9 protein-coding genes are annotated in these 12,625 nt (G+C 42.9%); 4 read left to right on the top strand and 5 right to left on the bottom strand.

Going from position 1 to position 12,625, the window contains the following annotated elements:
* Positions 1–111 precede the first annotated feature (111 nt).
* Positions 112–498, top strand: coding sequence for a septal ring lytic transglycosylase RlpA family protein (locus PSH50_RS15390; protein WP_273587093.1), 387 nt, complete (start codon positions 112–114; stop codon positions 496–498).
* 192 nt (positions 499–690) lie between these two features.
* Here the strand turns inward: PSH50_RS15390 and cydC are convergent, their stop codons facing one another.
* From cydC to PSH50_RS15365, 5 genes are read right to left on the bottom strand one after another with little or no spacing between them, the layout of a single operon-like run.
* Positions 691–2,433 (bottom strand): thiol reductant ABC exporter subunit CydC, encoded by a 1,743-nt coding sequence (gene cydC / locus PSH50_RS15385; RefSeq protein ID WP_273587094.1) that lies wholly within the window; start codon positions 2,431–2,433, stop codon positions 691–693.
* On the bottom strand, positions 2,426–4,198 hold the full coding sequence (gene cydD, locus PSH50_RS15380; RefSeq protein WP_273587095.1) for a thiol reductant ABC exporter subunit CydD: 1,773 nt from the start codon (positions 4,196–4,198) through the stop codon (positions 2,426–2,428). The genes cydC and cydD overlap by 8 nt, the downstream gene beginning before the upstream one ends.
* Positions 4,188–4,352, bottom strand: a complete 165-nt coding sequence (gene cydX, locus PSH50_RS15375) for a cytochrome bd-I oxidase subunit CydX (RefSeq protein WP_004586934.1) — start codon at positions 4,350–4,352, stop codon at positions 4,188–4,190. Before cydX ends, cydD begins: the two co-directional genes overlap by 11 nt.
* A 12-nt stretch (positions 4,353–4,364) precedes the next feature.
* On the bottom strand, positions 4,365–5,504 hold the full coding sequence (gene cydB / locus PSH50_RS15370; protein ID WP_096739322.1) for a cytochrome d ubiquinol oxidase subunit II: 1,140 nt from the start codon (positions 5,502–5,504) through the stop codon (positions 4,365–4,367).
* The gene (locus PSH50_RS15365) at positions 5,501–7,084 is read right to left on the bottom strand and encodes a cytochrome ubiquinol oxidase subunit I (RefSeq protein WP_273587096.1); all 1,584 of its coding nucleotides are present in this window, start codon (positions 7,082–7,084) and stop codon (positions 5,501–5,503) included. Before PSH50_RS15365 ends, cydB begins: the two co-directional genes overlap by 4 nt.
* 291 nt (positions 7,085–7,375) lie before the next feature.
* Between PSH50_RS15365 and lpxB the strand changes: the two genes are divergently transcribed.
* Genes lpxB through dnaE form a run of 3 tightly spaced genes read left to right on the top strand, consistent with a single transcriptional unit; the run spans position 7,376 to position 12,620 of the window.
* Entirely contained in the window at positions 7,376–8,533 is a 1,158-nt protein-coding gene (lpxB, locus tag PSH50_RS15360) for a lipid-A-disaccharide synthase (RefSeq protein WP_024033822.1), read from the top strand.
* Positions 8,523–9,125: a ribonuclease HII gene (rnhB, locus tag PSH50_RS15355; protein ID WP_096041417.1), complete on the top strand. Its 603-nt coding sequence runs from the start codon at positions 8,523–8,525 to the stop codon at positions 9,123–9,125. Before lpxB ends, rnhB begins: the two co-directional genes overlap by 11 nt.
* A 3-nt stretch (positions 9,126–9,128) precedes the next feature.
* Positions 9,129–12,620, top strand: a complete 3,492-nt coding sequence (dnaE, locus tag PSH50_RS15350; protein WP_273587097.1) for a DNA polymerase III subunit alpha — start codon at positions 9,129–9,131, stop codon at positions 12,618–12,620.
* The last annotated feature ends 5 nt before the right edge of the window (positions 12,621–12,625 follow it).

The raw sequence follows: 12,625 nt of genomic DNA, 5'->3' as shown, positions 1-12,625 counted from the left end.
CTAAGAGTAATCGCCGGTGGTTTTTTATTGCCTATAAAATATTTTAATTCAGTACACACTCAGCCACGTAAGGTTAACCTTTGCGCGAATTTTTATAATTAAAGCGCATCTATGTCTTTTACTAAGTTAATTTTTACCCTCAGTTTTTTATCAACTTTAGCTGCGTGTAGCAGCCAACCTATAGTTACCTCTGCTAATGGCGAGCGTGCTCAGTTAGGTAAAGCCTCTTATTACGCTAATAAATACCATGGTCGCACAACAGCAAACGGCGAAACATTTAGCCAAAATGCATCCACTGCTGCGCATTTAGAATTACCCTTTGGTACAAAAGTGAAGGTTACAAACTTGGCAAATAACAAATCGGTGATCGTGAGAATAAACGATAGAGGCCCGTACGTTAGAGGGCGGGTTATTGATTTATCGTTAGGTATGTTTAAAAAAATTGCCGACCCTAAAGTCGGCGTTATAGATGTATCCATCAGCGTTTTAAATGATTAACTTGGTCTCTGGATAATATATCTATCTCAAGCAGCTATTTTTAGCGCTAACTGCGTTGAATTTTCTTGCAATAGGCTAGCTATTGACGCGTAAATTAGCCTTGTTTCCACTTAAAATTTCCAGCTAGAGAAAAACAGAATTAAGTTTCATTAATATTCGGTTGGTTAGTAAATCTCTTAACCAGAGTTCGAGCTAAAACCGAGTAGTTAAGGCAACATAATCGGAATATGTTTCGCTAAGCTCTTTATGAGTGCCTTGCGCTACAAGGCTGCCATTTTCTAGCCAAATAATGTTATCCATTTGCGCTAAAAGAGCAGGGTCGTGGGTAATGGTAAGTACGCTTGCGTTACTCATTACCTGCATAATAGCGCTCATTACCGTTTGCTTAGATTGGTTATCAAGCCCTTCAGTAGGCTCATCAAGGACTAAAATGGCTGGGTTTTGTAATAAAGCTTGCGCAATGGCGATGCGCCTTGACTGGCCTTGAGAAACACTTCTCCCACCTGTACCTAAACGGGTTTTTAATCCATCTTGTAGCTCATTAAACCAAGGTTTTAGCTGTGCAAGGTTAATGGCTTCAAGCATTTCTTCTTTTGTGGCGCTTGGCTTTGCATAGCGTAAGTTTTCACTTAATGTGCCATCAAAAATATGATGCTGCTGCGCGAGTATATTAATAACGCTTGCGCGGGTGTTGCTGCTTAGTGCGTGGAGTTCTTCTGCGTTATTTTCATCGCTTAGCCTAATACTGCCTTGCTGCACTGGCCATAAACCGGTAAGTAAATTAACCAAGGTGCTTTTACCACTGCCGCTTCTGCCTACAATCGCCACTTTTTGCTGTGCCTTAAGGGTAAAGCTGATATTAGTTAAAGCACTGTGCTCCTGGTATTTATAGCCAATGTTATTAAGCGCCAAAGTTGTATTGTTTTTATCAAACTGCATCTCAATTAACTCAGCGCTATTAGCTTCTTGCGCTGTGACTTTATCTTCCAGTGTAAATAGTCGCTCAGCGGCTTTGAGTACAGTGGGCAGCTCTATAAATGCATTGGGCAACAGTAATACAGTTTCAAAGCTTGCTAATACAAATAGGCTTAACATAGCAAGCTCAACATTTACCATAGCGCCGCTGTAAACCAAAGGCACAATAGTGACTATGGCGCCAAGCATAGCTAGCTGCACAACCAGCAAACTTAAACCGTCGCTATTTGCGAGTGCTTTATGGCGACTATAAAGTTGTTGATTATACTGCTCGTTTAGTTCATTACATTTTGAAATTTGCCCAGCACGTGCCTGATAAATACTCAGCTCTCTAAGGCCGGTTAGGGTGTCAGAAAGCTCTGCTCTAAGTTGTGCACTGAGCTGTGTTTCTTTATGGCTATTTTTATTTAATTTAGCACTTAACAGCGCAGGTAAAACAACACCAATTAATAAAATGCCTATAAAGCAAATAAGCGCAACATTGGCGTTATAGGCCGCCATAAACACCATAATTATGGGCACACTCAACAGCGCTACCAGCATAGGTAGTAATATGTTTAAGTAAAACTTATCAAGCGCATCCACATCATTTTGTAAGCGGTTAACTAAATCGGCGCTGCGGCTCATTGCTAAATCTACATTGTTTAGCTTACTTAGCGTGGCAAACATATTAACGCGTATTTCACTAAGCAATAAAAACGTCGCGTTATGTGTTACTAAGCGCTCACCATAGCGTGATGCAGTTCGTACAATCGCTAAAAATCGAATGGTTCCTGCAGGTGTAAAGTAATTCATTTGTATGCCTGCGATACCCGCTGCCGCCATTGAAGCTAAAAACCACCCCGATATAGCGAGTAAGCCCACGTTTGCAAGTACCGTTAACGTCGCTAAAAAAGTACCCAGTAGCATGGCTTTATAATGCGGTCGGCAAAGCTTTAATAGCCTAATAAAATTAGTCATTGTTTGCTCCTTGCGCTTGTAAATTAAGGAGTGATTTAAATGCGCCTTGTTGTTGCTCAAGTTGGCTGTAAGTACCTTGCTGTGCTATTTCGCCATTTTTCATAACAAGGATACTGCTTGCGTTTTTCACTGTATTTAGCCGGTGGGCAATGACCAACACTAAGTGGTTTTTAGCGTAATTATTTATAGCCTGCTGAATAAGCTGCTCGGTTTGGCTATCAAGGTGGGCTGTCGGTTCGTCAAGCACTAAAATAGGCGCTTGTTTTAAAAACGCCCGTGCAAGGGCTATACGCTGCTTTTGACCGCCAGAGAGCCCTTCACCTTGCTCACCTATCAGGGTGTCGAACCCATTCTCTAACGTGTTTATAAAATCTAAGACGCCCGCTTGGTGTGCGGCTTGCTCAAGCTCTAGCTGCGTAGCGGCTGGCTTGGCTATTTTTATGTTATCGCTAATGCTTTGATAAAAAAGCGTTGGGGTTTGTGGGATCCACGCAATTGCGTTTTGTAATGTACTCATGCTTGTAGCATCAAGTGGTTTATTATTAATGCTTATTTGTTCAATCACCTGCGGATGAAATCCTAATAAACAATCAAATAAAGTACTTTTACCTGAGCCACTAGTACCTACTACTGCCACTAATCCTTTAGCGGGTAGCGTAAGGTTTATATTTTTTATGCCTTCGTTACTGTTTGGGTAGGTAAAGTTTAAGTTGTTTATGTTTATTGAGCTTATGTGCTCCTCAAACTTTGCTTCATGTTGCTGTGATTGCTCAGGAAGTGGGGCATTTAAAATAGTGACCATATCGGCCGCTGCGCTTATACCTTGCAAACGGGCATGGTAGTGGCTGCCTAATTGGCGCAGTGGTAAGTAAAATTCTGGGGCTAGTAGTAAAACAACAAAGCCGGTTGCAAAATCAAGCGTGCCAAAAAACAGTCTAAAACCAATGATTACCGCCACCAGTGCCACACTAATTGTGGCTAAAAATTCCAGCGCAAATGATGATAAAAAGGCAATTTTTAATACACCGAGTGTAGCGTGCCTAAAGTCATCAGAAATTTTGGCTATTTGTTTAAGCTCTTTTTGTGTTGCGTTAAACAATTTAAGTTGTGTTAAACCTTGTACGCGGTCAAAAAAGTAATTACCTAGTACGGCCAGTTGCTGCCATCTTTTTTGATTTAACGCCTCGGCCTTTGAGCCCACCAAAATCATAAAAAACGGAATAAGCGGAGCGGTTAATAAAAATATTAAACCTGCTTTATAGTCGGTTGGAAAAATAACCACCAAGATTGCCAGTGGAATAAGCGCGCTATAAGCAACGCCGGGCAAGTATTTAGCGTAGTAGTCGTGCAGTGCTTCAACACCATCGTGCACGGTGTTAAGCGTTGCTCCTTGGCCGTGTTGTTCAATATAACTTGGGCCAAGTTGCGTTAATTTGGTCAATAAGGTTTGGCGCATAGCCGACTTTATTTTAAGTGCCGCATAAGCACTGAGCCTTTCACTGATAGCTAAAAACAGGGCTCTGAGTAAAATAATACCCGTAAGTGGCCAAAGTAAGTGGGTTACTTGGTAAAGGCTTGCACCTTCAAACATCACATTATGAATAGTTTGTGCCAGTAAATAGGCGCCTGCAATCATTAAAATAGCGTTAAATGTGCCCAGTGCAATACTTAACTTTAGCCATGCACCCGCAGGCTTACTTTGCCGTTTTAAAAAAGCGCGCAGAGATTGCTGCTGCGCGCGATTTGGTCGGGGATTAGTCGTCATCTTTTGTGTTGTTAGCTTCGTTTAGTAAATCGTGCATCGGTTGTTCATCATCAGCTATGCTGTTTTTATTTTGATGAAACTCGTACCACATTACATTTATAACACCTAAGGTACAGGCTAAAAGTACACCTAAAATCCAAGCGAAATACCACATAATTTAGTCTCCTTAGTAGCTACCATGCGTGTTGTTTTCAATTTCGTCTACCGTTACTCTGCGCCACATTTTTACGTAACACCAGGTGGTGTAGGCCAAAATTAACGGAATGAATATAACAACAGCAACAAACATAATATTAAGCGTTCTGTGGCTCGACACCGCATCCCAAATAGTTAAGCTAATATCTGGGTTATTAACAGATGGCATAATAAATGGGAAGAGCGACACACCCGCCGTCATAATAACGCCAATTAACATAATGCTGGTTGAAATAAGCCCAAGCGCTGGCTTGTTTAGTTTAGAGAACAGTAAAGCACTGAGTGCCATAACAAAGCCTAAAATAGGGAAGGTCATTGTCCATGGGCGCTCGCTGTAATTATTAAGCCACGCACCTTGCGCTGTGCTTACAACTTTTGCCAAAGGATCTGCATGGCTTTGCGTATCTGGCATAGAAACAATTTGGTAGCCATTTATGTTTGCTACCCAAAAACCCGCAGCCGCAAACAGTACAATAAATACCACTAATGCGTAGCGGCCATATTGCGCTGAGCGCGCTGCAACGGCATCTGCTGTGCGCAGTTGTAGCCACATACCTGCATGGGCAATTAACATAGTGATACTAATTAAACCTGCCAGTAGGCCAAATGGGTTGAGTAAGCCAAAAAACGAGCCTTGATAACTTACACGCAGTAAGTTATCAATGTTAAACGGTACACCTAAAAATAAGTTACCAAATGCCACACCAAATACTAAAGCCGGAATGGCGCTGCCTGCAAACAAACCCCAATCCCAGTTATTACGCCAGCGTTTAGAGTCTATTTTTGAGCGGTAATCAAAACCTAAAGGTCTAAAAAATAACGCAAACAAGACCAGCATCATGGCAAAGTAAAAGCCCGAAAATGCAGCGGCATACACCATAGGCCACGCTGCAAATAAAGCGCCGCCTGCGGTAATAAACCATACTTGGTTACCGTCCCAGTGGGCGCCAATGGTGTTTATTACCGTGCGGCGCTCTGAGTCTGTTTTACCAACTAGGCGAAGCAGCATCGCTACGCCCATATCCATGCCATCGGTAATTGCAAAGCCTATTAGTAGTACGCCAATGAGCAACCACCACAGCATTTTTAATGTTTCATAATCAAAAATCATAATTGCTCTCCTGCGTCTTTATCTGCTTTGTTTGGTAACTCAAAGTGATACTTACCTGTATGTAACGAGCTTGGGCCTTGTTTAATAAAGCGCACCATTAACCAACCTTCTACAATGGCAAGGCCAGTGTAAAAAATAATAAACCCAGTTAAGCTAATCAAAATATCGTTTACCGTCAGTGACGAGGTGGCTAAAAAGGTCGGTAATATTTCTGATATAGCCCAAGGCTGGCGACCATACTCAGCAACGATCCAACCAAACTCTATTGCAATCCATGGTAGTGGAATACTTAATACTGCAGCCCACAGTAGCCAACGTTTTTGCTCAATGATACGGTGTGCGTTGTAATAAAATGCCAATACAAACACGGCCAGCATAGCTACACCACAGGCCACCATTATCCTAAATGACCAAAACATAGGCCCCACTTTAGGGAACGAGTCTTTAACTGCCATTTGAATGTGCTCTTCTGTGGCATCTACCACATTGGGGGTATAGCGCTTAAGCAGCAAGCCATAACCTAAATCGGCTTTAAGAGAATCAAATTTAGCTATGTTTTCTTGGCTGTCATCGCCATTTCTTAGCTTTTGGAGGTATTCGTACGCTATCATGCCGTTACGAATGCGTACCTCGTGTTTTTTCTCTAAATCAGAAATACCAATAACTTGCTCATCTAAAGAGCGGGTAGCAATAATACCCAGTGCGTAAGGTATTTTTACTGCTGCATGCGTTACCTGCTCATCTGAGTCAGGAAAACCAAGCGCGGTAAACGCAGCGGGTGCTTCTTCGGTATGCCACTCAGCTTCTATGGTGGCAAGTTTTACTTTTTGAACTTCGCCTACTTCGTAGCCTGATTCGTCACCTAATAAAATGACACACAATATGGATGCTAAACCAAAGCCCGATGCTACCGAGAACGAGCGCTTAGCAAAGGCTAAATCACGGCCTTTTAATATGTACCAGCTACTAATGCCCAGTACAAACATAGAAGCGGCTACGTAACCTGCCGATACCGTATGAATAAACTTAACCTGCGCCACAGGGTTAAATACAAGCTCTGCAAAGCTGGTCATTTCCATGCGCATGGTTTGATAGTTAAACTCTGCCCCAACAGGGTTTTGCATCCACCCGTTAGCTATTAATATCCACAACGCCGACATATTTGTACCCAGCGCCATTAAAAATGTAGCGCCCAAATGTTGGCGTTTAGTTAACCTATCCCAGCCTAAAAAGAACATACCCACAAAGGTCGACTCTAAAAAGAACGCCATTAAGCCTTCAATAGCGAGCGGGGCGCCAAATACATCGCCTACGTAATGCGAGTAATAAGACCAGTTAGTACCAAACTCAAACTCCATGGTCAGGCCCGTTGCCACCCCAATAGCAAAGTTAATACCAAACAATTTTCCCCAAAACTTAGTCATATCACGATAAATTTCGCGACCGGTCATAACATAAACCGATTCCATAATAACTAAAATCCAGGTCATACCTATGGTTAAAGGCACGAATAAGAAATGGAAGAGTGCGGTAACAGCAAACTGCAATCGCGATAGATCCACAAAGGTTTCATCTATCATTTTTGGCTCCTTGAGGGTGACGGGTTAACAAGGCAATTAATAATTGGCAAAGTTAAAATTAATGAACTTTCAGTAATTACTGAAAGTTTGGAATATTATTTACGTTTGCACAATTTTTGTCAATAAACATATTAGAAAAAGTTAATATATATTCACCATGCTACATCAGTATGAAATATAAACAATCGTTTGGTACTAAATTAGTTACAAATAATCGTTAATTTAAAGCGTTTAACCAAACATTAAAACACGGTAAACTAACCGCTATGAACGCCTGATAAATAAAGTCGAATGAATAAAGAGAAAAAACAACTACGTATTGGTATTGTGGCAGGTGAGCTGTCGGGCGATATTTTAGGCGAAGGCTTAATTAAAGCACTTAAAACGCACTTTCCAGATGCCATTTTTGAAGGCATTGCAGGGCCAAAAATGCAGGCGCAAGGCTGTAAAACGCTTTACGATATGGACGAGCTCTCGGTAATGGGGCTGGTTGAAGTATTAGGGCGTTTGCCGCGTTTACTTAAAATACGTAAGCAGCTGGTACAGCACTTTAAAGATAACCCACCCGATGTATTTATCGGTATTGATGCGCCCGATTTTAACCTACGCGTAGAAAAGCCTTTAAAAGATGCCGGTATTAAAACCATTCAATACGTGAGCCCGTCGGTTTGGGCGTGGCGCGAAAAACGCATTCATACCATTAGTGCTGCCACAAATTTAGTGCTTGCTTTGCTGCCATTTGAAAAAGAATTTTACGATAAGCACCAAGTACCGTGTACATTTGTAGGGCACACCTTAGCTGACGATATAGCGCTTGAGCACGACGATAGCCAAGCTCGCCAAGAACTTGGCCTAAATACCGACGACAAAGTACTGGCCTTACTGCCAGGTAGCCGTGGCTCAGAAGTAGGCTTACTCAGCGAAACCTATATAAATACAGCTGCGCAGTTACAAGCGCAAAACCCAGATCTTAAAATAGTGGTGCCGCTGGTTAACGAAAAACGCAAAGCGCAATTTAGTGAAATTTTAAATGCCACTGCGCCAAATTTAAATGTAAACCTACTCGATGGTCAGTCAAAACTAGCCATGCAAGCAGCCGATGCCATTTTACTGGCATCAGGCACAGCAACGCTTGAAGGCATGCTGTATAAAAAGCCTATGGTGGTGGGTTATAAAATTAAGCCAATGAGCTATTGGATTTTTAAAACCTTGTTTACCTTTAACATTAAATATTTTTCACTGCCAAACTTATTAGCCGATGAAGAGCTAGTGCCGGAGTTTTTACAAAGTGAATGTAACGTGGCTAATTTAACGGGCGCACTTACGCCTATGCTAAATACCGATAATAAAGAACTAAAAGCACGCTTTTTAGCCATCCACGAAAAAATTAGATTAAATGCCAGCAAACAAGCAGCCAAGGCTGTGGCGGAGTTAATAAATGCAAATTGAACGACCCAACGTAACCTTAATTGCCGGTGTAGATGAAGTAGGGCGTGGCCCGCTTGTCGGCGATGTTGTTACCGCTGCGGTAATACTTGACCCAGCGAATCCTATTGCAGGTTTAGCTGACTCTAAAAAGCTAACCGACAAAAAGCGCCAAGCACTGGCTATAGAAATAAAACAAAAAGCGCTGTGTTATGCCATTGGTCGTTGTAGCCCAACAGAAATTGACGAATTAAACATTTTGCATGCAACTATGCTTGCAATGACGCGTGCAGTTGAGGGGTTAAGTACGCAACCAGAGTTTGTATTTGTAGATGGTAACCGCTTACCTAAATTAGCTATGCCGGCTCAAGCGGTTGTTAAAGGCGACAGTTTAGTGGCTGAAATTTCAGCAGCCTCTATTTTAGCCAAAGTAGCGCGTGATGATGAAATGCTTGAGCTTGATACACGCTACCCGCAATACGGGTTTGCAGGGCACAAAGGGTACCCAACTAAAGCACATTTTGCAGCGCTTGAGCAATACGGCGCTATTGAAGAGCACCGTAAAAGCTTTAAGCCAGTACAGCGTGTGCTAATGCAAGCAAAGGGCGAGGCATAAATAATGGCCGCTCCAGATTTTGTACATTTACGGGTTCACTCAGACTTTTCGATGGTCGATGGCTTAGCTAAAACCAAGCCTATTGTTGCTAAAGCGCAAGAGCTTGAAATGCCAGCGCTGGCAATTACCGATCAAATGAACTTTTGTGGTTTAGTGCGTTTTTATGGCGCAACCCACAGTGCCGGTATTAAACCCATAGTGGGAGCCGATTTTTGGTTGCGCAGCCCAGAGTTTCCAGATGAGCCAAGCCGTATTACGTTGCTAGCTAAAAACAACGACGGTTATAAAAATATTACCTTATTAATATCTGAAGCTTACCAACGCGGGCATATATTTCATCGCCCGGTGATTGACCGAGAATGGCTAGTTAAGCACAAAGAAGGGCTTATTATTCTCTCAGGCGCAAAAGACGGTGACTTAGGTAAAGCCTTATTAAAAAATAACCCAGGCGTTATTGAATCTGTAGTGAGCTTTTATAAGCAGCATTTTAGCGATCATTACTATGTAGAGCTTATTCGCACCGACCGTCCGCTTGAAGAAGACTACCTGCATATGGCGGTAGAGCTTGCAGCAAAAGAGCAGCTGCCCGTTGTTGCCACAAACGAAGTGGTTTTTTTAAAGCCCGAAAATTTTGAAGCGCACGAAATTCGTGTGGCTATTTTTGACGGTTACACCCTTGATGATAAACGCCGGCCTAAACGATTCTCACAAGAGCAATACCTAAAAACGCCTGAGCAAATGGCAGAGCTATTTAGCGATATTCCTGAAGCGCTGCAAAATACAGTAGAAATAGCCAAACGCTGTAACGTAACGGTGCAACTAGGCACTTACTTTTTGCCTGATTACCCAACCGGCTCGTTAAAAATTGAAGACTTTTTAGTTAAGGTTTCAGAAGATGGCCTTGAAGAGCGCCTGCAGTTTTTATTCCCCGATGAACAAGAGCGACAAGAAAAACGAGGCGAATACGACGAGCGCTTAAAAGTAGAGCTTGGTGTAATTAACCAAATGGGTTTTCCTGGCTACTTCTTAATCGTAATGGAGTTTATTCAGTGGAGTAAAGATAACAATATTCCAGTGGGGCCGGGGCGTGGTTCGGGTGCGGGTTCATTAGTGGCGTATGCCCTAAAAATTACCGACCTTGATCCGCTTGAATTTGACCTACTCTTTGAGCGATTCCTAAACCCTGAACGTGTATCAATGCCCGATTTCGATGTCGATTTTTGTATGGACAGGCGTGATGAGGTAATTGACCATGTATCGGCATTGTATGGGCGGGACGCGGTATCACAAATTATTACCTTTGGTACCATGGCTGCAAAAGCGGTAATACGCGATGTAGGCCGTGTACTTGGCCACCCTTATGGTTTTGTCGATCGAATTTCTAAGCTGATCCCAGGGGATCCCGGCATGACGCTTGCCAAAGCGTTTGAGGTAGAGCCGCGTTTACAAGAAGCCTATGATGGCGACTCAGAGGTAAAAGATTTAATCGATATGTGTCGCATCCTAGAAGGGTGTACACGTAATGCCGGTAAACACGCCGGTGGTGTTGTAATATCGCCGACGACCATTACCGACTTTGCTGCACTTTATTGCGATGATGAAGGTAAGTTTCCGGTAACACAGTTTGATAAAAATGACGTAGAAACCGCAGGCCTAGTTAAGTTCGATTTCTTGGGCTTACGTACCTTGACCATTTTGCAGTGGGCTGTGGATATGACCAACGAGCGCATGAAGCGCGAAGGCAAAGCGCCCGTTGATATAAACACAATTCCACTGGATGATAAAAAAAGTATAGAGCTATTACTGCGCGCCGAAACAACCGCGGTATTCCAGCTAGAATCGCGCGGCATGAAAGACCTCGTACGCCGATTAAAGCCCGATTGCTTTGAAGATATGATTGCATTGGTAGCCTTGTTTCGCCCAGGCCCACTGCAATCAGGCATGGTAGATAACTTCATCGACCGTAAGCTTGGCCGAGAAGAAATTTCGTACCCAGATGCCCAATACCAACACGAAAGCTTAAAGCCCATACTTGAGCCTACTTACGGCATTATTTTGTACCAAGAACAAGTAATGCAAATTGCCCAGGTACTAGCAGGCTATACGCTTGGTGGCGCCGACATGCTACGTCGTGCAATGGGTAAGAAAAAACCCGAAGAGATGGCCAAGCAGCGTTCAACCTTTGAAGAAGGCGCACGCAATAATGGTATAGACGGCGAACTGGCAATTAAAATTTTCGACCTGGTAGAAAAATTCGCAGGTTATGGTTTTAATAAATCTCACTCGGCAGCGTATGCACTGGTTTCGTACCAAACGCTGTGGATGAAAACGCACCATCCAGCAGAATTTATGGCTGCGGTAATGTCGGCCGATATGGATAACACCGACAAAATAGTTATCTTGGTGGATGAATGTGAAAACATGAAGCTCACCTTATTACCGCCTGATGTAAACGCCGGAGAATTTAAGTTTACGGTAAACCTGCAAGGTGAAATTGTTTACGGTATTGGTGCTATTAAAGGCGTAGGTGAAGCGCCGGTAGAGGCCATTTTAGAAGCGCGCGCAAAAGGCGGCCCATTTAAAGATTTATTTGATTTTTGTGCCCGTGTAGATTTAAAACGCTTAAATAAACGTGTAACCGAAAAATTAATTTACGCCGGTGCACTTGATCAACTCGGGCCAGAGAAAACCCAAGCAGGGCGTGCAACATTACTGGCAAGTTTAAAAGATGCCATGCGCGCTGCCGATCAGCACAACAAAGCTGAGCAACTAGGGCAAAGCGATTTATTTGGCTTACTGGCCACCGAGCCTGATGAAGTTGAGCAAGCCTTTATTAAAGCCACACCGCTTACCGATAACCAATGGCTTGATGGCGAAAAAGACACGCTAGGCCTTTATTTAACAGGGCATCCGATAAATCAGTATCGCCGTGAACTTAGACATTACACAAGCGGCAAGCTGGTGGATTTACAGCCAACAAATCGTGATGTACTCTCTACGGCGGCGGGTTTAGTTATTTCAGCGCGGACCTTAATTAATAAAAAAGGAAATCGTTGGGGCTTAATAACTTTAGATGACAAGAGCGCCCGTATTGATGTACGCTTGTTTCCTGAGCAGTTCGAAATGTACCAAGAAATGCTTCAAGTAAACAATATCTTGGTAATATCTGGACAGGTCAGCTTTGATAACTTCTCCGGTGGCATTACAATGACCGCCAGAGAAATAAACACCATTGCTCAAGCGCGTGAAAAACGCATTAAAGCGATTAAAATGACGCTGAACATGGTGCAAATCGAGGCAGGTTTCTTCGATAAATTACAAAAAGTACTCGAACCTTATAAAATGGGAACGTGTCCGATCAAGGTTTATTACCAGCGCCCCGATGCGTTGGCTCAATTAACCCTAGGGATCGAATGGTGTGTTACGCCGAGCGACGACTTAATTCATAAGTTATCACTCATGGCGGCACAAGATGTAGAACTAGAATTTAACTGATTAGG

Source organism: Pseudoalteromonas sp. Angola-7, assembly GCF_028599255.1.
GTDB lineage: Bacteria > Pseudomonadota > Gammaproteobacteria > Enterobacterales > Alteromonadaceae > Pseudoalteromonas > Pseudoalteromonas atlantica.
This window is presented reverse-complemented; position numbering and strand designations above follow the sequence as displayed.